This window comes from Nocardioides sp. Root1257, assembly GCF_001425175.1.
Taxonomy (GTDB): Bacteria; Actinomycetota; Actinomycetes; order Propionibacteriales; family Nocardioidaceae; genus Nocardioides.
Window position 1 is genome coordinate 887,488 of sequence record NZ_LMDV01000008.1, and the last position, 23,735, is coordinate 911,222.

Consider the following 23,735-nt stretch of genomic DNA (forward strand, 5'->3'; position numbering starts at 1 on the left):
TGAGGGGCATGACGGCCACGCTCGAGCGCCCGACGACCATCCCCGGAGGACTCACCCCGGACGAGGTCGAGCGCCTGGGAGCAGAGCTCGATGCGATCCGCCAGGACGTCCTCGACAGCCGCGGTGCCCGCGACGCGGCGTACATCCGGCGCCTGGTGCGGGCCCAGCGGATCATCGAGCTCGGCAGCCGCGCGGTGCTGATGCGCAGCCGCAGCAGGAGCATGTGGGTGCTGGGGACGGCGGGGCTGTCGCTGGCCAAGATCCTCGACAACATGGAGATCGGGCACAACGTCCTGCACGGGCAGTGGGACTGGATGCGCGACCCGAAGATCCACTCGTCGACCTGGGAGTGGGACCACGTCTCGCCGGCCGCGCAGTGGAAGAAGGCGCACAACGAGACGCACCACACCTACACGAACATCATCGGCCAGGACAACGACCTCGGCTACGGCATCATGCGCGTCGACGAGGACCAGGAGTGGAAGCGTCGCTACCTCGTGCAGCCGGCCTGGAACTTCGTGACGGCCTGCATCTTCGAGTACGGCATCGCGATGTTCGACCTCGACCTCGGTGACCACATCCGCGACAAGCGCGACATGTCGCCGGAGAAGAAGGCCGAGGTGCGGGTGACCCTCGCCAAGGCGCGGCGCCAGCTCGGCAAGGACTTCGTGGTCTACCCGGCGCTCTCCGGGCCGGCGTGGCGCTCGACGCTCGCGGCCAACGCGACCGCCAACCTGGTGCGCAACCTGTGGAGCCACTCGGTGATCATGTGCGGCCACTTCCCCGAGGGGGTGTCGACCTTCGAGCAGCCGGAGCTGGACGAGAAGGAGACGAAGGGCGAGTGGTACATCCGCCAGATGCTCGGCTCCGCCAACATCTCCGGCTCCCGGTTCCTGCACCTGATGACCGGCAACCTGTCCCACCAGATCGAGCACCACATCTACCCGGACCTGCCGAGCAACCGCTACTACGAGATCGCGCCGAAGGTGCGCGCCGTCTTCGACACGTTCGGGCTCGACTACAACGCCCGCCCGCTGGTCAGGCAGGTCGCGAGCGCCTGGCACAAGGTGGTCCGGCTCTCGCTGCCCAACGGCTGGCTCGCCGAGACCAACCGCCGCAACCTGCTGCCGCAGCTGCGGCAGCTGGTCAAGCGTCCCGCCTGACCCCGCCGTAGATGCCCCGGCGCACGATCCAGGGCTGCAGCACGGTCTGGATCGACCAGGCCGGGAAGCGGAAGGCCTGGCCGGAGGGGGCGAAGACCTCGAGGCCGTTCGGCTGGAAGCCGAGGACCGAGCCCCACCGGCGGCGAGGCGCCTTGAACTCCGCGAGCGGCCGGCCCGCGAGGTGGGCACGGATGTTCTTCGCGAGCAGCTTGTCGGCCCGGTTGCGGGCGGTCGAGCGCAGCGCGTCGGTGGCGGCCACGTCGCCGATCGCGAACACGGCGTCCTGACCCTCGACGCGGAGGTCGGGGGAGACCCTGACGAACCCGTCGTCGTCGAGGACCGAGCGCGGCAGCCACCCCGTGTTGGGACGGACCCGGCCGATCGCCCAGACCGTCGCGTCCGCGGGCGAGGCCGGCTGACCGGTGCTCCACCCGACGGGCTCGTCGGTGATCCGGTCGCAGTCGAAGCCGGGAGGTACGACGGCGCGGTGGCCGGCGTGCAGCCGCACGCCCCGCTCGACCAGGCGCGCCTCGACCTTCTGCCACACCCGCCCGTGGTGCTGGGGGAGGGCACGCTCACCAGGGAAGTAGAGGTCGACCTGCTTGTCGGGCCAGGTGCTCGCGAGGTTGGCCGCGGTGTTGATCGCGGCGGCGCCGCCGCCCACGACGTTGATCGACCGAGCAGCCGCCAACCGGTCGTGGGCCGACCGGATCCCCGCCTCGACCTCGGCGGTGGTCTGCAGCCCCGGACGCCGCCAGAAGCCGTTGGTGACGCCAGTGGAGATGACGAGGACGTCGTAGGGCTCGGTGGTCGTGGTGCCGTCGGGCAGCTCGACCGCGACGCTGCGGCCCTCCAGGTCCAGCCCGGTCAGGGTGCCGTGGACGGTGCGGGCCCCGGACAGGCGGCGGTAGCGGTCGAAGCCGATGTAGTAGTCGCGCGCCCAGGCGTCGGGGCGGGCCAGCCGGGCTCCGAGCTCCTGGCCGCTGACCAGCGCGGGTTTCGTCGAGATGCCGACGACGTCGACGTGCTTGGCGAGGTGGATCGCGGTGAGCAGGCCGCTGTCGCCCAGGCCGGCGACGACGACGCGCGGACGACTCATGCGCGGCGCGGGGGCCGGGGCAGCAGCTTGGGCACCCGGTCGATGACGTCCTGGTAGGACGGGCGCCGCTCGAGGCTACGCTCCTCCATCATCGGGATGCTCGCACCCAGGAAGAGCGCCACCATCGCGATCGCGCCGACGAAGACCCACCACCAGTCGGAGGGCGACGTCGCGAGCCCGAAGAGGCCGAGCGAGAGCCAGAAGCCGATCTCACCCAGGTAGTTGGGGTGCCGCGACCAGCCCCACAGACCCTGGTCCATCGCCTGTCCGGGCTGCTTGGTGCGGGCGAAGCGGTACATCTGGAGGTCGGCCGTGAAGGAGAGGAGCACTGCGCCGAGGCCGACGACCACGGCGACCACGTCGAGCCAGCCGACGTCGCGGCCGGTCCGGGTCACCGCCACGTACACCGGCACCATGCCGAGGAACACCTGCAGGGTCGGGATCAGGTGGATCGCGAAGAGGTCGACCAGCGGCTCGAGGCCGCCCTTGCCCTCCTTGAGCAGCGGGTAGCGCCAGTCCTCGTGCGGGAAGCCGGGGAACGCGTAGATCCAGTTGCCGGTGAGCCGGACCGCCCAGACCACGATCACGCCGATCACCAGCGCGGCCCGGACGTCGTTGACGTCGGGGGTGCTCTCGCTCCACCAGTAGATCGCCAGCAACGGCGGCAGCACGCTCCAGTAGGCGTCGTAGAAGCTCGAGTTGTGGTGCGCCCGGCTGAAGCCGAAGATCACCAGCGTCGCGAGCACGTCGGCGATCAGGCCGTCGAGCCAGAGATGGTCGGTGTCGGGCCCGAGGTAGAGCCACGCGGCACCGACCGCGACGGCGATCACGTACGCCAGGAGGACACGCGTCAGGGACGCCGCTTTGCTCACGCCGCCGACGGTACTAGAACAAGTTCTTGTTTTGCGCGAAAGCGGGTCAGGCGAGGTCGAGCTCGCACCAGACGGTCTTGCCGTCCTGCCGCGGCTGCACGCCCCAGCGCGAGGCGAGTGCCTCGATGAGCAGCAGGCCGCGTCCGCGCTCGTCGAGGTCGCCGACGCCGGTGTTCGGGCGGGGCACGACGCTGCTCGAGTCGGTCACCTCGAGGCGGATCACGTGGTCCTGGACGGCTGCGTCCAGGCGGGCGTCGCCGCGGCCGTGCTCGACGGCGTTGGTCACCAGTTCGGTGGCCAGCAGCACGGCGGTGTCGCTGGCGTCCCGATCGATCCTGGCCGACTCGAAGAGCTGGCGGAGAGCTCGCCGGGCCAGCGAGCCCGTCTGCGTGGACTGCGCCAGCGCCAGTCGCGTGGCCATCCGCGTCGACGGCCCCGACGTCGGGCCCCCGCTGGTGTTCATGATCCCCCTCATTTCCGGACACTGATCGGTCACGGTCACAGTTGGTCTGCCCCGTACGACCATCCGGAAACGGTTGAGCAGCGAACAATCCGGGTTTGTGCGCGAACTCACCCGGCGCCGTCGCCGCGAGGTTTGGCGGCCGACGGCGGGAGCCATCATCTGGGCGTGAAGAACTCTCGGCTCCTCTCATCCGTGGTCCTGGTCGTGGCGACGTTCGCTCTCTCGAGCTGTGGCGACTCGACGCCGACCGTCAAGCAGGCCGACGTCGAGAAGGAGGTCTCGGCCCAGCTGGAGAAGCAGGTCGGCCAGGCGCCGGACGACATCTCCTGCCCGGGCGACCTCAAGGGTGAGGTCGGCACGAAGATGCGCTGCACCCTGACGGCCGGCGAGGACGAGCTCGGTGTCTCCGTCAACGTCACCTCGGTCGACGGCGACAACGTGAAGTTCGACATCCAGGTCGACCAGGAGCCCTCGTGAGCGCTGCGGCCCACGAGTTCCAGCGGGCGGTCGAGGAGGCCGCCGCCGGCACGCCGTACGTCGTGCGCCCGACCGACGCCGGCTTCGACGTCACGCTCGACGTCGTCGACGCGCAGTGGTTCGGGATCCTCAACAAGGCCGGGCTCCAGAAGGTCTACACGCACCACGTCGCCGTGCCGGAGGCGGGCGTCTACACGGTGACCGACGACTCCCAGACGGTCGAGTGGGTGGCCGGCGTCCCGCGCACGAGCGGCTCCGCCGAGCGCGTCTACGGTCGCGTCAAGGAGTTCGGCGTGCAGAAGGTCTGGGCCTTCGACGAGCACGGCCGGTTCGGCGTGCAGGCCGACTACCGGTTCAACTCCGAGGAGGGTCGTGACCTGATCACCGGCGTGGCCGGTCAGCTGGGCATGAAGCCGCAGCGGGGCGGGGCCGAGAAGACCGGGTTGATCTTCGCCGTCATCGGCGGCCTGGGCGCTCTGGTCACCGCGGTGGTGCTGATCGTGGCGGCCCTGATGGGCAAGTTCTAGCGTCCTGAGTCGTTTGGTTCAGGGCGCTAGCCGGCAGTCCCGTCGGCAGCGGCCACGATCTCGACCGACGCCATGAACTGCTGGAACTCCGGCACCATCTCGTCGAACTGCTTGAACGTGCAGGTGAGCGTGTAGGTCACCACCACCCGCTTCTGCGGGTCGTGGACGTCGACGATGCCCTGCACCACCTGGGCCTGGCGCAGATCCAGGGTGCGACCGTCGTAGACGGCCATGGCGCCGAGGGCCTGGGTGATGGCCGGGGCGTGGTCGGAGTCGATCTCGCGCCGCTTGACCAGCTCGACCTCGGTGGCGCCCTGGCCGCGCAGCACCGCCAGCGACTCGTCGGCGATCTGCTCGAGGGTCGCGTCGTCGGTGCGCCAGTCGCCGGCGATCGACAGGGTCGGGCTGAAGTCGCCCTCGGCACCGCGGCGTACGGCGAGGAAGGCGGCGTTCTCGACGCCGAGGGACTCTGGGGGAACCGGCTCCCACTGGTCGCCCGGCAGGTCGAAGCGCACCGGGATGGGCAGCGTGCTGGTCATGAGAGGAAGTCTCCGATCCCGCTGATGATGTCGCCACCGGTGTCGATGATCTCGCCCGGGTCGATCGTGATGTGCCCGCCGATCTTGCCGCCGAGACCCAGGGCGGCGCCACCGGAGCCGCCGATCTCGAACTTGCCGTCCTTGAAGCCGAAGTCGACGTCGCCGCCGATCCCGACGCCCGCCCAGCCCTCGGCCTCGACCTCACCACCCACGCCGCCGACCTCGCCCTGGACGGAGCCCTCGGCCTTGGCGCCGGCGAAGAGCTCGCCGTTGGCGTGCGCGCCGGTCGGCCCGACCAGGACCTCGCCCTCGCCGCTCGCGCCGACGAACACCTGGCCGTCGGCGCCGACCGAGGCGTGCTCCCACTCGGCGCCGACCGAACCCTCCGCGCCGACCAGGACCAGCTTGCCGTCGGCGCCGATCACCAGGCCGTCGCTGCCGATGTGGGCGGTCGCGGAGCCCTCGGCGCCGAGCACGGTGACGCTGCCGTCGGCGGTCACCTTCGCGCCGCCCCAGTAGTCCTCCCAGGAGCCCTCGGCCCCCCAGACGTGGGCGTCCCCCTCGACCTTGCCGAGGTTGATCTTGAACGGGCTCTCGGACGCGCCGTTGTCGTACTTGCCGTCCTTGCCCTTCGTCGGGTCCTTGCCGAAGGTGTCCTTCCAGTCCCCCCAGTCGATGCTGGGTCCCTCGACGGAGCCGTCGGCGGAGAAGGGGGTGGTCTTGCCCTCGGTCTTGGAGCCCTCCAGGCCGCCGAGCTCCTTGACGCAGGTCGCGCCGGCGCTGTCCAGCGCGGTGCGGGCGTCCTCGAGGATCTTCTCCGCCTCGTCGCGCAGCGCCTGGCCGGGGTCGACGAACGGTCCCGGCTTGCCCGGCCCGATCGAGGGGGTGGTCGGGCCGCCGCCGTAGGACGGCACGCAGACCTGGCGGTTGACGTAGCTGTTGTAGGCGTCGACCGAGGCGTTGTAGTCCGACACGGCCTGCTTGGTCGCGTCCTCGCCCTGCTGCCACTTGGCGATCGCGTCGGCGGCCTTGCTCTGGGCGGTGGTCAGGGCGCCCGCGTAGGTCGAGAGCGAGGTCGAGGCCTGGTCGAGCAGGTCGGCGTACGCCGACCACTTGTCCTGCTCGGCGGAGCGGGCCGCGGCGTACGCCGGCTCGCCGTAGCCGCCGCTCCAGCCGGGGATGGAGATCGCGTCGACGTCGCCGGCGAGGCCGGCGATGCGCGTGGACTCCGTGGAGAGGCGCGTGGCGTTGGCCCGGACCTGGCCGGGCTCGCCCTTGATCAGCGCCTTGGGGTCGGTGGTGGTGCCGAGCTCGGCTCCGTCGGGCAGGGTCACGGCGTGCCCCCGGGCGTGCCGGAGAACGGCGTCGAGAAGGGCGTCGAGAAGGGGCTGCCGAACGTCGGCGTGAAGCTGCTCGCCACGCCCTGGTCGGTCGACTCGTAGTAGTGGGCCGAGGCGTCCAGACTGTCGGCGAGGCCGGTGGCGCCGTCGTGGAGGGCGGTGGTGGCCTTGTCGCACTGCTCGCCGACCGCCTTCACCCACGCCGCCAGCTCGATGTGCCCGAACGACGTCGGGTCGAGGTGGGTGATCTCCACCGCGTCGGTGCCCAGGCTGTCGGCGACGGTGCGGTACTGACCGGCGGCGGCCTGCAGCTCGCTGACGAGTACGTCGTAGGTCATGTCTCTCCCCCGAGATCGTGTGGGCGTGCACCTACCCGCTCGCCGTCCGCTGAAACCGGGAGTCGCGAAGTGGTCCCGACAGATAATTAACCGTGGTTAAGTGTCGCCATGACGGCGTACCTGACCGTGCTCGCCACGAACATCGACCAGCTGGACCTGGAGCTGGCCGACGGCTTCCAGCTCGCCGTCAAGGCGATCGTCGCGCTCTTCCTCTTCGGCATCGCGCTGGACACGAAGATCGGCGACTTCCGCGACGTCGCCCGGCGGCCCTGGGTGATCGTGGCCGGCCTGGTCGCCCAGTACGCCGTGATGCCCGGCCTGACGGTGCTGCTCACGCTGGCGCTCGACGTGCGCGGCTCGGTGGCGATCGGGATGATCCTGGTGGTCTGCTGCCCGGCGGGGAACCTCTCCAACATCCTCACCCACCGGGCGCGCGGCGACGTGGCGCTGTCGGTCTCGCTGACCGCCGTCTCGACGCTCGTCGCCGTCGTGGTCACGCCGGTCGCGCTGGCGTTCTGGTGCGGGCTCAACCCGGCCGCGGACGACCTGCTGCGCGACGTGCACATCGACCCGTGGGACATGGTCGGCGAGGCGGTCCTGCTGATCGCGGTCCCGTTCGCGCTCGGTCTGCTGATCGCGTGGCGCCGGCCCTCGGTCTCGGAGCGGGCCCGCAAGATCGTCGAGCCCGCTGCGCTGACGCTGCTGCTGCTCATCGTCGTGGGCGGCCTGGCCGGTCAGCTGAACACGTTCCTGGACTACATCGGCGTGGTCGCGGTGGCCATCGTGCTGCAGAACGCGCTCTCCCTGCTGGTCGGCTACGGGACCGCGCGGGCGACCCGTCTCCCGGAGTCCGGCGTGCGCGCGATGACGCTCGAGCTCGGGCTGCGCAACACCGGGCTCGCCCTGGTGCTGGCGCTGAGCTTCTTCGACGAGCTCGGCGGGGTCGCGTTCGTGGCCGCGATGTGGGGCCTCTGGGACGTCGTCACCGGGCTCACCCTGTCGACGTGGTGGCGGCGTCGGCCCCCGGCCGACCGGCTCAGCCCGGAGCTGTCGACCGACGCAGCACCTGCGGGATGACCTCGGTCGCCTGACCGGCGAGCGCGTCCAGCCCGCGGCGTACGGCGGCGGCATCGGCCGGGCCGATGGCGGCGACCAGCTCCTGCTCGACGGAGGCGTGGAAGGCCCGGGCCGCTGCGAGCGCGGCACGGCCGCGCTCGGTCGCCCGCACGGTGCGGACCCGGCGGTCCTCGGGGGCGTGGGTGCGCTCGACGTACCCGTCGCGCACCATCGCGTCGACCACCTTCAGCGCTGCCGGGCTGGACATCTCGAGCCGGTCGGCGAGCTCGCGCAGGCTGAGCGCCTGCTCGCCGAGCACCCGGAGCACGAAGCCGGTGCGGGTCGTGAAGCCGGGGTGGCCCTCGTCGACCATGTGGCGGTGCTGCCGGTCGAAGAAGGTCCCGTGCGCGACGGCGAGCAGCACGCCGAAGTCGACCTGGTCCGCCACGGGCTCAGCGTAGGGCGTGCTCAGCGCAGGGCGCGGCGATCGCGCCAGGCGCCGGTCGCCCACAGGGCCCAGAGCACCAGCACCGGCTGGAAGAACAGCCGTACGAACCTCTTCTGGTCGGTGTCGAGGCCGAACGCGTCCGTGCCCTCGACGTACTGGGCGATGTTGCCCGGGAAGATCGCGACGAAGAACGCCGCCGCCACGAGGCCGACCCCGACGCGGCCGCGCGCGAACCCGACGAGTGCGGCCCCGAGGCTGATCTCGACCAGGCCCGAGACGAGCACCACCGGGTCGTCGTCGACGGGGAACCAGTCGGGGACCTGGGCCTCGAACTCCTGGCGCGCGAAGGTCAGGTGGCTGACCCCCGCGAAGACCAGGATCGCGCCGAGCAGGATCCGCGCCAGCGAGCGCGGGCGGGAGGTCGGTGGGGCGTCCAGGAGGCTCATGTCTACAACCGTAGTGGACCGGTCGCGGGCGCTTCCCGCCTCGAGCTGCCGCAGTTCTTTGCGCCGCAGGATGTTGCAGCGAGAGGGCCTTTACACGAGAGGAATGATCGTGATGAGGTGCAAAACGTGGACATCGGGGTCCATACGGCGCCCACTCGGGGACGCTGCCAACCTCTCGGAGGAAAATACCTTGAAGCGACGCATCTCGGGCGTCCTTGCTGCGGCCGCGAGCCTTTCGCTCGCGGCCGTCGTCATGCCCGGTCAGGCCACGGCAACCCCGTCGGCCGACTCGGCACCGGACGCCCAGCAGGTAGGCCACCACAAGAAGGACGACCGCAACGACCCGCGCGAGACCAAGCGGCGGGAGCTCAAGCAGAAGGGTGTCGACCTGGTCGCCACCGGCAAGCGCGACGTGCAGACGCGTGGCGGGTCGAAGGCCGTCAAGGTCGGCGACAAGCAGTGGGTCGAGTACGGAACGCAGGAGACCGCCCAGCTGCTCACCTTCCTGGTCGGCTTCGGCAACACCGTCGACCCCCGCTTCCCGACCGCGCCCGCCGGACCCTCGGCCGGCCAGATCCCGCAGCCGGGTGCGGACGACAACAGCACCTACTGGAAGCCCGCCTTCGACCGCCAGCACTACCTCGACATGTTCTTCAACGGCATGCCCGAGCAGGACGGCGAGTCGTTCAAGGGCATCTACAAGGAGATGTCGAGCGGTCGCTTCGACCTCGAGGGCGACGTCAGCAACTGGGTGACCGTCCCCAACAACGAGGCGAGCTACGGCCAGACCGAGTCCAACCAGGACATGACGCGCTTCATCACCGACAGCGCGACCGCCTGGTACAACGCCCAGAAGGCGGCCGGCAAGAGCGACGCCGAGATCAAGGCCTACCTCCAGTCCTTCGACATCTGGGACCGCTTCGACTACGACAACGACGGCAACTTCAACGAGCCCGACGGCTACATCGACCACTTCCAGGCGATCCACGCCGGCGAGGGCGAGGAGGCCGGAGCCCCGGAGTGGGCGATCTGGTCGCACCGGTGGGCGGTCAACCCCAACGCCAACACCGGCCCGACCGGCGGCGCGAAGAAGGGCGGCATCCAGATCGCCAACACCGGCATCTGGATCCGTGACTACACGACGGAGCCGGAGAACGGCGGCCTGGGCGTCTTCGCGCACGAGTTCGGCCACGACCTCGGCCTCCCGGACTACTACGACACCTCGGGCGGCGAGAACGGCACCGGCTTCTGGAACCTGATGAGCTCCGGCTCGTGGATGAGCGACCCGGGCAACGCGATCGGCACCACCCCCAACCACATGGGCGCGACCGAGAAGCTCTTCCTGGGCTGGCTCGACTACGCCCAGGTCGCGGCCGGCCGGCGCGCCGAGGTCAAGCTGGGCCCGTCGTACCACGCGACGAAGAACGCCCAGGCCGTGCTCGTGAACCTGCCGCCCGGGCAGGAGAAGATCGACATGGGCGACGCGGCCTCGGGGTCGAAGTACTTCTACTCCGGCCAGGGCGACGACCGCACGGCCAGCGTGACCAGCCCGAGCTTCGCCGTCCCCGCGGGCGGCCAGCTCACCGCGAAGGTCAACTACAACATCGAGACCGACTGGGACTACGGGTACGCCGAGGTCTCGACCAACGGCGGCACCAGCTTCACGCCGCTGCACACGAACCTGTCGACGAACACCGACCCCAACAACCAGAACGACGGCGAGGGCATCACCGGCGACAGCGGTGACGCCTGGGTCGACCTGACGGCCGACCTGTCGGCGTACTCCGGTCAGACCGTCAAGGTGCGGTTCCGGATGGTCAACGACGCGGCGTTCCACGAGTTCGGGCTCAAGGTCGACGACATCGCGGTCGGCTCCGCGCTGACCACCGGTGTCGAGGACGACGCGCCGTCGTGGACCAAGGACGGGTTCCTCGTGGTGACGAACGGCAGCTACAACGTGCCGTACGAGCACTACTACCTGGCCGAGAACCGGCAGTACGCCGGCTACGACAGCACCCTCAAGAAGGGGCCGTACAACTTCGGCTGGCTCGCCACGTTGCCCGACAAGGTGGAGCACTTCCCGTACCAGAACGGCCTGCTGGTCTGGTACGCCAACTCGCTCTACTCCGACAACAACACCAGCCAGCACCCGGGCGGCGGCGAGGCACTGCCGGTCGACGCGCACGCCGCGGCGCTGACCTGGAGTGACGGCACCGTCGCCCGCAACCGGATCCAGTCCTACGACGCGACGTTCGGTCTCGAGAAGACCCCGGCGCTGAGCCTGCACCGGGAGGCTGCCACGGCCGGCGGCACCCAGCGCACGACGCTGGTGCAGAAGGCGCAGGCGGCCAAGAAGGTGTTCGACGACACCGACCCCTACGCCTACTACGACGAGGCCAACCCGCTCGGCAGCGTCATCGTCGGCGGCACCGGCACCACCATTCGGGTGATGTCGACGAACGACAAGAAGGGAATCATGACGATCCGCGTCAACTGATCGTCCCGCTCCACACGCTCCACCGGGGCCCGACGCCACGCGTCGGGCCCCGGCCACGTCTCGGAAGGAATCTCGATGAGGAAGCTGACCAGCGCGCTGGCGGTCGTCGCCCTCGTGGGCCTCGGACTCAGTGCGGGGAACGCCACGGGTGCACCGCCGCAGCACGCGAAGGCCCACCCGGCCAAGGCCCACCATGCGAAGTCCCACCACGGGAAGTCCCACCACCACGGAACGCCGAGCTACACCCCGCCGCCCATCGTGTGGGGCGACTGCCCGACCGCCAGCCTGCGCAACGCGGGCGCCACCTGCGGGATGCTCACCGTCCCGCTCGACTACGACCGGCCGGGCGGGCAGAAGATCCAGCTCGCGGTCTCGAAGATCGCCCACAAGACCTCCGACGCCGCCGCGCAGGGGCCGATGCTGGTCAACCCGGGTGGACCGGGCGGCTCCGGTCTCGGGCTGGCCCGCCTGGGCGCGTTCGTGCCCAACGGCGGCGGCGACCCCTACGACTGGATCGGCTTCGACCCCCGCGGTGTCGGCCGGAGCGTGCCGTCGCTGAGCTGCGACCCGGACTACTTCGCGCCAGGCCGCCCGGCGTACGTCCCGGACCACCGCGGCGTGCGCGAGTACTGGTGGGCCAAGTCCACGGCGTACGCCGACGACTGCGCGGCCGCCGGTGGCTCGCTGCTGCGGCACACCCACACGACCGACTGGGTGCGCGACATGGACACGATCCGCAAGGCGCTGGGCGCCTCGAAGATCAACTTCTACGGCTTCTCGTACGGCACCTACCTCGCGCAGGTCTACGCGACCATGTACCCCGACCGGGTGCGCAAGTTCGTGCTCGACGGCGTCGTCAACCCGACGGACGTCTGGTACGACGCCAACCTGGAGCAGGAGAAGCAGTTCGACAAGAACATCGACACGTTCTTCGACTGGATCGCCGACAACGACGCGGCGTACGGGCTCGGCACCGACGGTGACGCCGTGCGCGACATCTACTACGACACCCTCGACCAGCTGACGACCGACCCGGAGCCCGACTTCGGCGCGGCGGACTGGAACGACGTGTTCGTCGGTGCGGCCTACTACGTCTACGACTGGGACACCGTCGCCCACGTGCTGGTCGCGGCTGCCGACGGCGACCTCGGGCCGGCGAAGGACTACTACGGCGACCCGACCGGTCCGGGCTCGGACAACACCTACGCCAACTACCTCGCCGTCCAGTGCACCGACGCACCCTGGCCGTCGAAGTGGAAGACCTGGGAGAAGGACGCGTGGCGGATCAACTCGTACGCGCCGTTCCTGGCCTGGAACAACACCTGGTACAACACGCCCTGCCTCGACTGGGCGGCACCCTCGGCCAAGCCGGTGAACGTGACCGGCAAGCACGCGCCCTCGATGCTCCTGATCTCGGAGACCGAGGACGCGGCGACGCCGTACGCCGGCGCGCTCGAGGTGCGCAAGCGGTTCCCGCGCTCCGTCCTGATCGAGGGCGTGGGCGGGACGACGCACGCAGGGTCGCTCTCCGGGGTGGCCTGCACGGACGACCGGATCGCCGACTACCTGCTCACCGGCGCGCTGCCGGACCGGGTGCGCGGCAACCGCTCCGACGTGCAGTGCGAGCCGGTGCCGCCGCCGGACGCGACGGCACCCGCCGCCGCGGCACGCAGGTCGGTCACCGGTCAGGACCGGCTCGGCACGCTTCGTGACCTGATCACGAACGCACAGCTCAAGCGGTAGTCGTCGCCACCGCGTCGTGCTCGGCCTCCGCCTGGGGGCCGGGCACGACGTGCGTCGCGGCCTTGACGACCGGCACCAGCACCGAGACCACGGCCGCGGCCGTCGAGGTGATCGCGAGCAGCAGGAAGCCGTGGGTGTAGCCGGACTCGGTCGGCACGCCGATCGGCAGCAGGTTGCTGGTGACGACCGTGGCGATGACCGCGGACCCGATGGCGCCGCCGACCGTGCGGATGTTGGTGTTCATGCCGCTCGCGACACCGGTCTGGCTCTGCGGGACCGCGGCGACGACCAGGTTGGACATCGCGGCGAACGCGAGGCCGAAGGCCAGGCCGAGGATCGAGGTCTCGATGATCACCATCCAGAGCTCGCTGTGCGCGAACGCCATCCCGAAGGTGCCGACCGCGGTCAGGGTGGCGCCGACGACGAGCAGGGCCTTGGAGCCGAAGCGGGCGGCGAGCCGGCCCGCCGCGATGCCGCCGATGAAGGTCGCGACCGTCTGTGGCAGCAGCAGGAGTCCAGATTCGCTCACGCTGACGCCGAAGCCGTAGCCCGCCACCTCCGGGGTCTGCAGGAACTGCGGCACGAAGGCGAACATCGCGTACATGCCCATGCCGAAGAGCAGGGCGACCAGGTTGACGGTCCAGACGGTGGGGATCCGCATCATCTGCATGTCGATCAGCGGCTCCTTGCTGCGGGCCTCGGCGATGACCCAGACGGGCAGCATGACCGCGGCGACCACGAACAGGCCGATGACCTTGCCCGACGTCCAGCCCCAGTGGTGGCCCTGGCTGACGCCGACCAGCAAGGCGACCAGCCACGTCGACATGAGGAACGCCGTGGCGACGTTGATCCGACCCGGCGTGCGCTCCGGGGACTCGGGGACCCAGACCGCAGCGGCGATCGCGGCGAGGATGGTCATCGCCATCGGGATCCAGAACAGCCAGTGGTAGCTGAGTGCGTCGACCAGCGGGCCGGCGATCACGAGGCCGACGCCGCCGCCGACGGCGAGCAGCGCGGCCGCCATGCCGATCGCCGAGGCGACCTTCTCGCGGGGGAACTCGTCACGGATGATGCCGAAGGTCAGCGGCAGCACGCCGCCTCCGATGCCCTGGATGACCCGGGCGGCGATCAGCACGCCGATGGTGCCGGCGACCGCGGCCAGCAGCGAGCCGACGGCGAGCGCGCCGAGCGCGACGACGAGCATCCGCTCCTTGCCGACCTTGTCGCCGACGCGGCCGATGATCGGGGTGAAGATCGAGGCGGACACGAGGTACGCCGTCAGCACCCACGTGACGGTCGCCTGGTCGGTGTGGAGCGCGGCCTGGATGGTCGGCAGCACCGGGTTGACCATCGACTGGAGCAAGGAGAAGGACGCGACACCGACGCACAGCACCAGGAAGGTGAGGCGGTAGTCGGTACGGCGTTCGAGGGCGGACGTCATGCCGTAGGCAACCCCACGCCGGACTGGTTGATTCCGACAACCGTCGATGGATCTGTGTGACCTGGCTCGCGCCCGTAGCCTGGGCAGGCCATGACCGCGACCCTCTGCCACCACTTCGACGCCCGTCGGTGCCGCTCGTGCAGCTGGTTGGGACTTCCGTACGACGTGCAGCTGGAGGACAAGCAGCGCCAGGTCGCGGCGCTCGTCGGCACTGATCTGGCCTGGGAGGCACCGGTCGCGAGCGCCCAGCTGGGCTTCCGCAACAAGGCGAAGATGGTCGTCACCGGCACGGCCGACGAGCCGGTCCTCGGCATCCTCCGCGTTGATCGGGACGGGGCTGCCGGCGGCGGGGTCGACCTGCGGGACTGCCCGCTGCACACCCCGGGCATCCAGGCGGCCCTCCCGCTGCTGGCCGACTTCGTGCGCACGGCCGCGCTCACGCCGTACGACGTGCCGGCGCGACGCGGCGAGCTCAAGCACCTGCTGGTGACCGAGTCGCCCGACGGTGGGCTGATGGTGCGCTTCGTGCTGCGCTCGCAGGAGCCGGTCGCCCGGATCCGCAAGCACCTGGCGGGGCTGCAGGAGGCGCTGCCCGCGCTGGTCGTGGCGTCGGTCAACCTCCAGCCCGAGCACAAGGCGGTGCTCGAGGGCGAGCGCGAGATCGTGCTGACCGAGCGGGAGACGCTGCTGATGCGGGTCGCCGGTCTCGACCTGCACCTGCGGCCGCAGAGCTTCTTCCAGACCAACACCGCGATGGCCGCCGAGCTGTACGAGCGGGCCCGCGCCTGGACCGGTGAGCTGGCGGCGGCGTCGGTCTGGGACCTCTACTGCGGCGTCGGCGGCTTCGCACTGTCGCTGGCGCGGCCGGGCGTCGCCGTGACCGGCATCGAGGTCAGTCGCGAGGCGGTGGCCAGCGCGTCGCTCACCGCGGCCGAGGCAGGCCTGGCGGACGTGCGCTTCGAGGCCGGCGACGCGACGGCGTACGCCCTGGGTGCGGCGACGCCGCCCGACCTGGTGGTCGTGAACCCGCCGCGACGGGGGATCGGGCCGGACCTCAGCGGCTGGCTCGGGTCGTCGGACGTCGACCACGTCCTCTACTCGAGCTGCAACGCCGCGACGCTGGCGACGGACCTCGCCGCGATGCCGTCGCTGCGACCGGTGCGCGCCCAGCTGCTCGACATGTTCCCCAACACGAGCCACTACGAGGTGCTCGTGCTGCTGGAGCGTCGATGAGCGCCCGGGACCGGCTGGCGGAGGAGCGCCGGCGGGCGGTGTCGCGGCTGGCGGCGCTGCGTGCCGACCACCGTGGCTTCGTCGAGGCGTCGCGGGACACGAACGCCGACGACGAGCACGACCCCGAGGGCGCGACGATCGCCTTCGAGCGGGCGCAGGTCGGTGCGCTGGTGCGCCAGGCCGAGGAGCACCTGGCCGCCGTCGACGCCGCGCTCGCCCGCGTCGCCGCGCGGACCTACGGGGTGTGCACGACCTGCGGGACGATGATCCCGGAGGGCCGGCTCGAGGTCCGTCCGACGGCGGCGACCTGTGTCGCGTGCGCTACTTCGGCGGGAGGGCCGCGGCGTGGCTGAGTCCGATCTGCGCCCACCGCTCGACGTCCGCCGGCGTCGTCAGGCCCGGCGGATCGACCCGTAGCCAGCCGGCCATCGCCCGCTCGCGCATCACGAACTCGTCGGTGTGCGGCTCACCCAGCAGCTCCTCGGTGCGCTCGGGCGGCACCCGCAGCAGCAGCCCGCCGGTGCTGCTGGCCGCGACGGCCATGTTGCCGTGCACCAGGAAGGCCAGGCCGCCGAACATCTTCTTCTCGCTGATGCCCGGCAGGCCCGTCGTGATCTCGCGGAGCTCGTCGGCCAGCGCCTCGTCGTACGCCATGGATCGATGGTGACCCCTGGCGCCGACATCCGTCGAGGAGGAACCTCGGAGGATGAGCATGGGTGAGGTCAGCGGCACGTCCTTCACGCTCGGGACGGCCTTCCGGCCCGGGACCGTCGACGCGGACGCCGTGCACGCGATGGTGAGTGTCCTCGACGCCCAGGACGCGGCGCCGTCGATCGAGCGGCTGCGGGCCTGGGCGCTGGCCGCGGCCGACGTACGCCGGGGGGACGCCTGCGTCGACGTCGGCTCGGGCACCGGGACGATGACGCGGCGCCTGGCCCGGCTGGTGGGCCCGGACGGGCGGGTGCTGGGCATCGAGCCCAACGGGATGCTGCGCCGGGTCGCGGAGGAGCGGTGCGCGGCGGCGGGGATCGACGTGGAGTTCTGCCAGGGGCTCGCGACCGAGCTGCCGCTGCCCGACGCGAGCGTCGACGTGGTCTGGTGCGAGCGGGTGCTCCAGCACGTGCCCGACGCGCAGGCGGCCGTCACCGAGATCGCCCGGGTGCTGCGGCCCGGTGGCCGGGCGCTGCTGCTCGACTCCGACCACGCGTCGCGCGTCGAGTCGGACATCGACCCGGCCGTCGGTCGCGTGATGCTCGACGCGTTCATGTCCCAGGTCGCGAACCCGACCGCAGCGCGCCACCTGCCCCGGCAGGCGATCACGGCCGGCCTGGAGGTCGATCCCGACGTCGGCTCGTCGGCGCTGGTCTACCCGCAGGAGGTGCTGATGGGGTCGCAGATGGCGCGGCTCGCTGCCGAGCAGGCCGTCGCCGACGGGACCCTGTCCCGCGAGCAGGCCGAGGAGGCGCTGCGCAGCCAATCGGCGGCGGCCGAGGCGGGCTGGGCGTTCTCGGCGGTCACCGTCTTCGGCTTCGTGTGCCGCAAGCCCTGACATCGCGCGTTCCTCACCCGTTTCGTGTGACCGGCCGGCAGTGATCGCTTGCCACGGTTGAGTGCCAACCGACACGAGGAGCAGCCTCCATGCCGATTGACGCTCGATCCCGGGTCGAGGACCTGCGCGTCCCCGCTGAGCATCGTCTGCTCGGCCTGGACAAGCGGTCCTTCCCCTACGCGCTCTTCGTCGTCGGGGTCTTCATCCTCGCGACGGTCGTGATCCCGCGCATCGACAAGGCGATCGACTGGGACGACCCGGTGCGGGCGGGCGACCAGCTGGCGTTGCCCGCGGGCATCGTCCTGACCCCGGCTGTCGGCTGGCAGGTCGAGAGCGGCCAGCGGGTGGCGGACGACCCCGAGGTCGGCAAGACGGCCCAGATCGTCCTGGTCGACGACGGCGTCACCTTCGCGGTCTCGGCCGACGCCTTCGACGGTACGCCGGCCGAGCTGATCGACCAGGTCGACAAGGTCACCAGCGGCACGAGCGATCCGTCCTTCGAGGTCTCGGGCGACCCGTCGACCGTGACCACGACGGCTGGGAACGTCGGCGTCATCCAGGGTTACAGCAGCGTGCGCGGCGACGGCGTGGTCGCAGCCTTCGTCATCGACGGCACCGGCCTGAAGATCACGGCGTACGGGCCTCCGGCCGAGCTGGCCGACGCGAACGAGGAGATCGACGCGATGATCGCCAGCATCGGCGTCCCGGACGGGAGGCCGTGATGACCAGCCAGACGATCGACCCACGGACGGTCCAGGCGGAGGCGCTCGAGCTCTCGGCCTGGGGTGAGCGCTTCCGGTTCGTGCAGCCGCACAACCTGTGCTTCTGGGTCTACCTGTGGCTGAGCGGGGTCGGGATCTTCCAGGCCTGGTCCTTCTTCGACCCCGAGATCGGCTTCTACGCCGACGCGTTCGCGATCTCGGCCGTGCTGTGCACGCTCTTCGGCGCCGCGTGGTGGGCGTGGCTCCGCCACATCGACCGCTGGGAGCGGCAGCCGGTCGGACTCGTCGTCGCCGGTGTCGTCTGGGGCGCGATCGCGGCCACCTTCGGCTTCGCGATGACGGTCAACACCGCCATGCTCAGCATCTACGCCAAGCTGTTCGGCCAGGACTGGGCGACCAGCTGGGCCGCCGGCGCCACCGCCCCCTTCACGGAGGAGGCGGCCAAGCTCTGCGGGTTCGTCCTCCTGATGGGTCTCGCTCCGCGCCTGGTGCGGACGGCCAACGACGGCCTCGTGATCGGTGCCTTCATCGGGCTCGGCTTCGCCGCCTTCGAGGACTTCCTGTATGCCGCCAACTCGGCCAGCGACGCCTTCGGGACCGATCCGGTCGTGCACGCCGTGCAGATCTCCTTCACCCGCTTCGGCGTCGGCTTCATCTCGCACCCGCTCTTCAGTGCGCTGGTCTGCAGTGGTGCCGTCTACGTGATCGGCACCGCAGCCCAGCCGCGCCGCGTGCTCCGCGGGCTCGGGTTCATCCTCGCGGGGATGTTCCTCCACTTCACCTGGGACGACGCCGGCGGTCTGGGGCAGGGCAACGGCCTGCTGCTGCTGGCGGTGATGGCCCTCTCCGCTGCGACCGGGTTCACGATCCTGGCCGTGGCCTTCCGTGCGGCCGGGCCCCGGGAGCACCAGTTCGTCCGGGACATCCTGGCTCCCGAGATCGCGGCGGGGACCGTCACGTCCGAGGAGGTCGAGGCGGTCGTCGACAGGGTCGAGCGCAAGCGCTTCACGAAGGCCGCCCCCAGCCATCGCGCCAAGAAGGCGCGCAAGCACCTGCGACGCGCGATCCTCGACCTCACCCACGACGTGGCCGAGGCGGACGGTGCCGACACGCCGAAGGTCCAGCACGCCCGGGCCGAGGTGGCACGTATCAGGACGCTCGCGGCAGGCTCCTGAGCGACATGCAGACCACCGCGGACCGACGTCACGCCTGGCGCACCCTCTCCCTCGCCGAGAAGCAGCGCCGGCTCGCCGGGTTGCGCCAGCGTCAGCAGCAGCAGGTCGCTCGCGACGTGCGGGTGCTGACAGACTTGGCCCATGGAGCAACGACGCCTCGGTAGGACTGACCACGACGTCTCGGTGATCGGGCTCGGCACCTGGCAGCTCGGCGCCGACTGGGGTGACGTCTCCGAAGGCGACGCCCTGGCCGTGCTCGAGGCCTCGGTCGAGGCCGGCGTGACCTTCTTCGACACCGCCGACGTGTACGGCGACGGGCGCAGCGAGCAGGTCATCGGGAAGTTCCTCACGACCACTCGCTCATCGGGGGCGAGCATCACGGTCGCGACCAAGATGGGCCGCCGGCTGGACCAGGTGCCCGAGAACTACTCGCTCGACAACTTCCGCGCCTGGACCGACCGGTCGCGGCGCAACCTCGGTGTCGACGCCCTCGACCTGGTGCAGCTGCACTGCCCACCGAGCGCGACCGTCGACGCGGACGCGACGTACGACGCCCTCGACACGCTGGTCGCGGAGGGCGCGATCGCGGCGTACGGGCTGAGCGTCGAGACCTGCGACCAGGCGCTGTCCGCGATCGCGCGACCGCACGTCGCGTCGATCCAGATCATCCTCAACGCGTTCCGGCTCAAGCCGCTCGACGCGGTGCTGCCGGCGGCGCAGGAGGCCGGGGTCGCGATCATCGCGCGGGTGCCGCTGGCCTCCGGGCTGCTGTCGGGCAAGTACGACGAGCACACCACCTTCGCCGCCGACGACCACCGCGCCTACAACCGCGACGGCAGTGCGTTCGACGTGGGCGAGACGTTCTCGGGGGTGGACTACGCGACCGGGGTGCGGGCGGCCCGCGAGTTCGTGGAGCTCATCGACGAGGCCGGGCCCACCGGGCTCAGCCCCGCCGAGGTCGCGCTGGCCTGGGCGTGGCAGCAGCCGGGTGTCACCACGGTGATCCCGGGTGCCCGCAACGGCGGCCAGGCGCGGGCCAACGCCGCCGCCGGCGACGCCGACCCGCTGCCGGAGCCGCTGCTCGAGGGCGTCCGCCGCATCTACGACGAGCACTTCCGAGCAGCGGTCCACGGTCGCTGGTAGGGGACGTTCCAGCGACCGTGGATCACGGATCAGGCCAGCTGCTTGCGCAGTCGCGCGTGCCGCTGGAAGCGGCGCTGGCGGCGACGCAGGTCGCTGCGCCGTCCGCGGACCGCGCCGTACTGGTCCACGTCGAGGGCGGCGAGCATCAGGGCGGCAGTCGGGTCGGCGATCGAGATCGAGGCGATCATCGTCATCACTCCTTGGTGTGTCAGTGACCCCAAGGTGCTCGTCTGAGGCACCTCGCCACATCGGACGTACGGCGTAGATCACGCCCGCACGCCCCGACCCAGGTACCTCAGAGCGACCCGCGGGGTTGAGTCATATACCCCCAGGGGGTACCTTGGCCGGGTGAGCGAGACACAGACCGAGTCGACCCTCGACATCGAGGGCATGACCTGCGCCTCCTGCGTCAACCGCGTCACGAAGGCGCTGACGAAGGTCGACGGCGTGGTCGACGCCTCCGTCAACCTGGCCACCGAGAGTGCCGCCGTCACCTACGACCCGCGGGCCGTCGACGCGGCCGCGCTGACCGCCGCCGTCGAGAAGGCGGGGTACGCCGGGACCCTGCGCCGGCAGGTGCGACCCGACGCGCCCACCGAGGCGCCGGTCGACCCGATCGCGGCGCTCGACGCCCGCCGGGACACCGAGATCGCGAAGCTGCGTCGCCGTTGGCAGGTCGCGCTCGTGACCGGCCTGGCGTTCATGGCGGTCATGTACCTGCCGCTCTACATCGACACCATGGACTGGCTGATGCCGCTGCTGCTCGTGGTGGCGACGGTGGTCCAGTTCTGGGCCGGCCAGGACATCTACCGCCAGGCCTGGGTCAACCTGCAGCACCGCACGACGAGCATGGACACGCTGGTCGCGCTCGGCACCGGCGTCGCCTACGGGTACGGCGCGTTCGTGACCCTGTGGCCCGGCCTGGCCGAGCGGTGGGGGCTGCCGCTGCACCTCTACTTCGAGAGCGCCCTGATCGTCGTCGCACTGATCCTGATGGGGCGCTGGCTGGAGCTGAAGGCGAAGAAGCGCACGGCGTCGTCGCTGCGCGCGCTGGTCGACCTCGCCCCGGCGACCGCACGGGTCGTCCTCGGCGACTCGGAGGTCGACGTACCTCTCGAGCAGGTCGCGGTCGGCGACCTGGTGCGGGTGCGGCCGGGGGAGAAGGTGCCGATCGACGGCGTCGTCACCGACGGCCGGTCGGCGATCGACGAGTCGATGCTGACCGGCGAGAGCGTGCCCGTCGACAAGACCGTCGGCGCCACGGTCATCGGGGCCACGGTCAACACCACCGGGTCCCTCGTCGTGCGCACCACCGCCGTCGGCGCCGACAGCACGCTGGCCCAGATCGTGCGCCTGGTCGAGGAGGCCCAGGCATCGGCGCCGCCGATGCAGCGGCTCGCCGACCGCGTCTCCGCGTGGTTCGTGCCGGCAGTGCTGCTCGTCGCGCTCGTGACGTTCCTGGCCTGGCTGGCCTTCGGGCCCGAGGGGCAGCGCCTGACCCTGGCGATCGGTACGACGGTCGCGGTGCTGATCATCGCCTGCCCCTGCGCGCTCGGGCTGGCGACGCCGACCGCGGTCATGGTGGGCACCGGTCGCGCGGCCGAGCTGGGCATCCTGATCGGCGACGGGCTGGCGCTCGAGACCGCCCGCCGGATCACCGCGCTCGTGCTCGACAAGACCGGCACGATCACCCGCGGACGACCCACGCTGGTGGGCGTCACCGCCGTCGGCGGCTGGCACCCCGACGACCTGCTCGTGCTGGTCGCGGCGGCCGAGGTCGGCAGCGAGCACCCCGTCGGCGAGGCCGTCGTGCGTGGCGCCCGCGACCGTGGCCTCGACCTGCCGAGCGTCTCGGGCTTCGACTCGACCCCGGGTCACGGCGTCGTGGCCGAGGTCGACGGGCGCACCGTGGTCGTCGGCAACTCGGCCCACCTGGCCGCCCACGGCGTCGACACCGGGGAGGCCGGCATCCTGGTCGCGGTGGACGGTGCGTACGCCGGCAGCGTCGAGGTGGCGGACACCGTCAAGCCGACCTCCGCCGCCGCGGTCGCCGCCCTGAAGGACCTCGGGCTCGAGGTCTGGATGGTGACCGGCGACCACGAGAGCACGGCCAGCACGGTCGCGGCCGAGGTCGGGATCGACCACGTGCTCGCCGACGTACGCCCCGCCGACAAGGCCGCCCGGGTCGCCGAGCTGCAGGCCGCCGGGCACGTCGTGGCGATGGTGGGCGACGGCGTCAACGACGCCCCGGCGCTGGCCCGGGCCGACCTCGGCATCGCGATCGGGACGGGGACCGACGTCGCCGTGGCCGCCTCCGACGTCACTCTCGTCGGCGGGGACCTGGGCGGCGTCGTCTCCGCGATCGAGCTCTCCCGGCGCACCGTCACGACGATCAAGCAGGGCCTGGTCTGGGCGTTCGCCTACAACGTGCTGCTGGTCCCCGTCGCCGCCGGCGCCCTCTACTGGTGGGACGGACTGCTCCTCGACCCGGTGCTCGCAGGGGCCGCGATGGCGATGAGCTCGGTCAGCGTCGTCACCAACGCGCTGCGGCTGCGCCGGCCCTCGCGGGGACGGATCGCGGACGGCGCCTACCTGGCCGGCATCGCGGTGCTGGCGATCGCCGTCGGGGTCGGCTTCACCTGGCTCAGCCGCACCGACCAGGCCGAGCGCGGCATGAACGGCGTACTCGCCTTCCAGGAGGGCATGGGCATGCCGATGCACCCGCAGATGAGCGTGCTCGAGGAGACGGACATCCCGCCGGTGACCGCGCGCGACGCCGGCCTCACCCTGTCGTACGACGTGCCCGCCGACGCGCGTCCGGGCGAGCCGACGAAGGTCCGGGTCACGGTGACCGGTGGCGACCTGGTCCGCACCCACCAGGTCTGGATGCACCTGATCGTCACGCGGTCCGATCTCGGCACGTTCGCGCACCTGCACCCGGAGCCGACGGGACAGCCCGGAGTCTTCGAGACCGAGATGACCTTCCCGACCGCGGGCACCTACGCGCTGCACGCCGAGGTCCGCGAGCAGGGCCAGCTGGCCGACGTGCTCGACGAGCACGACGTGACGGTGGCCGGCTCGGCCCCGGCCGCGGTGGCGGTGCCGACCGGCGACGTGCGCAGCGCCACGGTCGACGGCGTCCGGATCACGCTCGACGGCGACGCCCGGGTCGGCGACACCAGCGACCTCACCCTGCACGGTCCCGACGACCTGCAGCCCTACCTCGGTGCGGCCGGGCACGTCGTGGTGATGCGCGCGGACGGCGAGGACTTCCAGCACCGGCACGCGGAGACCTACGACGACCGCGGACGACCGGTGCAGGCGCTGCCGGGCACGACGTTCGGGCCGGACCTGGACCTGCACGTGCGCTTCGACGTACCCGGTGCCTACCGGCTGTGGGCGCAGCTGCGGCTGGCCGACGGGAGCGTGGTCACGGCGCCGTTCGTGGTGCACGCCCGATAGGA

At 71.2% G+C, this 23,735-nt stretch carries 24 protein-coding genes; 13 read left to right on the top strand and 11 right to left on the bottom strand.

Translation table 11 applies throughout. The features are described 5' to 3' along the window. The first annotated feature begins 8 nt into the window (after positions 1-8). Positions 9-1,163, top strand: a complete 1,155-nt coding sequence (locus ASC77_RS12280; protein WP_056152842.1) for a fatty acid desaturase family protein — start codon at positions 9-11, stop codon at positions 1,161-1,163. Here the strand turns inward: ASC77_RS12280 and ASC77_RS12285 are convergent. The 3 genes from ASC77_RS12285 to ASC77_RS12295 are packed head-to-tail and all read right to left on the bottom strand — an operon-like array spanning position 1,147 to position 3,597. Further along, on the bottom strand, positions 1,147-2,262 hold the full coding sequence (locus ASC77_RS12285; protein WP_056152845.1) for an NAD(P)/FAD-dependent oxidoreductase: 1,116 nt from the start codon (positions 2,260-2,262) through the stop codon (positions 1,147-1,149). The two genes, ASC77_RS12280 and ASC77_RS12285, sit on opposite strands and share 17 nt — an antisense overlap. Next, complete coding sequence (locus ASC77_RS12290) at positions 2,259-3,134, bottom strand: DUF1295 domain-containing protein (RefSeq protein WP_056152849.1); 876 nt, start codon at positions 3,132-3,134, stop codon at positions 2,259-2,261. Before ASC77_RS12290 ends, ASC77_RS12285 begins: the two co-directional genes overlap by 4 nt. Before the next feature lie 46 nt (positions 3,135-3,180). Further along, the gene (locus ASC77_RS12295) at positions 3,181-3,597 is read right to left on the bottom strand and encodes an ATP-binding protein (RefSeq protein ID WP_056152852.1); all 417 of its coding nucleotides are present in this window, start codon (positions 3,595-3,597) and stop codon (positions 3,181-3,183) included. A 165-nt stretch (positions 3,598-3,762) separates the two neighbouring features. Here ASC77_RS12295 and ASC77_RS12300 point away from each other — a divergent pair, with 165 nt between their 5' ends. Together ASC77_RS12300 and ASC77_RS12305 are read left to right on the top strand one after the other, a co-directional pair. Further along, complete coding sequence (locus ASC77_RS12300; protein WP_200944970.1) at positions 3,763-4,074, top strand: DUF4333 domain-containing protein; 312 nt, start codon at positions 3,763-3,765, stop codon at positions 4,072-4,074. Further along, positions 4,071-4,601: a hypothetical protein gene (locus tag ASC77_RS12305; RefSeq protein WP_056152856.1), complete on the top strand. Its 531-nt coding sequence runs from the start codon at positions 4,071-4,073 to the stop codon at positions 4,599-4,601. The genes ASC77_RS12300 and ASC77_RS12305 overlap by 4 nt, the downstream gene beginning before the upstream one ends. Positions 4,602-4,627: 26 nt before the next feature. Here ASC77_RS12305 and ASC77_RS12310 read toward each other — a convergent pair whose 3' ends face one another. The 3 genes from ASC77_RS12310 to ASC77_RS12320 are packed head-to-tail and all read right to left on the bottom strand — an operon-like array spanning position 4,628 to position 6,818. Next, on the bottom strand, positions 4,628-5,140 hold the full coding sequence (locus ASC77_RS12310; RefSeq protein WP_056152859.1) for a hypothetical protein: 513 nt from the start codon (positions 5,138-5,140) through the stop codon (positions 4,628-4,630). Beyond that, entirely contained in the window at positions 5,137-6,474 is a 1,338-nt protein-coding gene (locus ASC77_RS12315; protein ID WP_056152862.1) for a WXG100 family type VII secretion target, read from the bottom strand. The genes ASC77_RS12310 and ASC77_RS12315 overlap by 4 nt, the downstream gene beginning before the upstream one ends. Next, the gene (locus ASC77_RS12320; RefSeq protein ID WP_056152865.1) at positions 6,471-6,818 is read right to left on the bottom strand and encodes a type VII secretion target; all 348 of its coding nucleotides are present in this window, start codon (positions 6,816-6,818) and stop codon (positions 6,471-6,473) included. Before ASC77_RS12320 ends, ASC77_RS12315 begins: the two co-directional genes overlap by 4 nt. Before the next feature lie 108 nt (positions 6,819-6,926). Here ASC77_RS12320 and ASC77_RS12325 point away from each other — a divergent pair, with 108 nt between their 5' ends. Further along, complete coding sequence (locus ASC77_RS12325) at positions 6,927-7,895, top strand: bile acid:sodium symporter family protein (RefSeq protein ID WP_056152868.1); 969 nt, start codon at positions 6,927-6,929, stop codon at positions 7,893-7,895. Here ASC77_RS12325 and ASC77_RS12330 read toward each other — a convergent pair. Both ASC77_RS12330 and ASC77_RS12335 read right to left on the bottom strand, forming a co-directional pair. Then, positions 7,855-8,322: a MarR family transcriptional regulator gene (locus tag ASC77_RS12330; protein ID WP_156391052.1), complete on the bottom strand. Its 468-nt coding sequence runs from the start codon at positions 8,320-8,322 to the stop codon at positions 7,855-7,857. The two genes, ASC77_RS12325 and ASC77_RS12330, sit on opposite strands and share 41 nt — an antisense overlap. Positions 8,323-8,342: 20 nt before the next feature. Further along, positions 8,343-8,768, bottom strand: coding sequence for a hypothetical protein (locus tag ASC77_RS12335; RefSeq protein WP_056152872.1), 426 nt, complete (start codon positions 8,766-8,768; stop codon positions 8,343-8,345). Between the two features lie 190 nt (positions 8,769-8,958). Here ASC77_RS12335 and ASC77_RS12340 point away from each other — a divergent pair, with 190 nt between their 5' ends. Together ASC77_RS12340 and ASC77_RS12345 are read left to right on the top strand one after the other, a co-directional pair. Beyond that, the gene (locus ASC77_RS12340) at positions 8,959-11,265 is read left to right on the top strand and encodes an immune inhibitor A domain-containing protein (protein ID WP_056152875.1); all 2,307 of its coding nucleotides are present in this window, start codon (positions 8,959-8,961) and stop codon (positions 11,263-11,265) included. 75 nt (positions 11,266-11,340) lie between these two features. Continuing rightward, positions 11,341-13,008, top strand: a complete 1,668-nt coding sequence (locus ASC77_RS12345; RefSeq protein ID WP_056152879.1) for an alpha/beta hydrolase — start codon at positions 11,341-11,343, stop codon at positions 13,006-13,008. Here ASC77_RS12345 and ASC77_RS12350 read toward each other — a convergent pair. Continuing rightward, positions 12,998-14,449, bottom strand: a complete 1,452-nt coding sequence (locus ASC77_RS12350) for an MFS transporter (protein WP_056152882.1) — start codon at positions 14,447-14,449, stop codon at positions 12,998-13,000. The two genes, ASC77_RS12345 and ASC77_RS12350, sit on opposite strands and share 11 nt — an antisense overlap. A 90-nt stretch (positions 14,450-14,539) precedes the next feature. Between ASC77_RS12350 and rlmC the strand changes: the two genes are divergently transcribed. Together rlmC and ASC77_RS12360 are read left to right on the top strand one after the other, a co-directional pair. Further along, positions 14,540-15,682, top strand: coding sequence for a 23S rRNA (uracil(747)-C(5))-methyltransferase RlmC (gene rlmC / locus ASC77_RS12355; protein WP_056152886.1), 1,143 nt, complete (start codon positions 14,540-14,542; stop codon positions 15,680-15,682). Further along, positions 15,679-16,035, top strand: a complete 357-nt coding sequence (locus ASC77_RS12360) for a TraR/DksA family transcriptional regulator (RefSeq protein ID WP_056152889.1) — start codon at positions 15,679-15,681, stop codon at positions 16,033-16,035. Before rlmC ends, ASC77_RS12360 begins: the two co-directional genes overlap by 4 nt. On the opposite strand, the gene ASC77_RS12365 is transcribed toward ASC77_RS12360, so the two are convergent. Continuing rightward, complete coding sequence (locus ASC77_RS12365; protein WP_056152892.1) at positions 16,004-16,336, bottom strand: TfoX/Sxy family protein; 333 nt, start codon at positions 16,334-16,336, stop codon at positions 16,004-16,006. The two genes, ASC77_RS12360 and ASC77_RS12365, sit on opposite strands and share 32 nt — an antisense overlap. A 58-nt stretch (positions 16,337-16,394) precedes the next feature. Here ASC77_RS12365 and ASC77_RS12370 point away from each other — a divergent pair, with 58 nt between their 5' ends. The 4 genes from ASC77_RS12370 (at position 16,395) to ASC77_RS12385 (ending at position 20,271) form a co-directional block, all read left to right on the top strand. After that, complete coding sequence (locus ASC77_RS12370; RefSeq protein ID WP_056152895.1) at positions 16,395-17,231, top strand: methyltransferase domain-containing protein; 837 nt, start codon at positions 16,395-16,397, stop codon at positions 17,229-17,231. 89 nt (positions 17,232-17,320) lie between these two features. Further along, complete coding sequence (locus ASC77_RS12375) at positions 17,321-17,953, top strand: hypothetical protein (protein WP_056152897.1); 633 nt, start codon at positions 17,321-17,323, stop codon at positions 17,951-17,953. Beyond that, positions 17,953-19,128: a PrsW family intramembrane metalloprotease gene (locus tag ASC77_RS12380; RefSeq protein WP_056152900.1), complete on the top strand. Its 1,176-nt coding sequence runs from the start codon at positions 17,953-17,955 to the stop codon at positions 19,126-19,128. The genes ASC77_RS12375 and ASC77_RS12380 overlap by 1 nt, the downstream gene beginning before the upstream one ends. A 141-nt stretch (positions 19,129-19,269) precedes the next feature. Continuing rightward, positions 19,270-20,271, top strand: a complete 1,002-nt coding sequence (locus ASC77_RS12385; RefSeq protein ID WP_056152903.1) for an aldo/keto reductase — start codon at positions 19,270-19,272, stop codon at positions 20,269-20,271. Between the two features lie 29 nt (positions 20,272-20,300). Here ASC77_RS12385 and ASC77_RS26635 read toward each other — a convergent pair whose 3' ends face one another. Then, positions 20,301-20,459 (bottom strand): hypothetical protein, encoded by a 159-nt coding sequence (locus tag ASC77_RS26635; protein WP_156391053.1) that lies wholly within the window; start codon positions 20,457-20,459, stop codon positions 20,301-20,303. Positions 20,460-20,619: 160 nt separating this feature from the next. Here ASC77_RS26635 and ASC77_RS12390 point away from each other — a divergent pair, with 160 nt between their 5' ends. Continuing rightward, complete coding sequence (locus ASC77_RS12390; RefSeq protein WP_235547614.1) at positions 20,620-23,733, top strand: heavy metal translocating P-type ATPase; 3,114 nt, start codon at positions 20,620-20,622, stop codon at positions 23,731-23,733. Positions 23,734-23,735 lie beyond the last annotated feature (2 nt).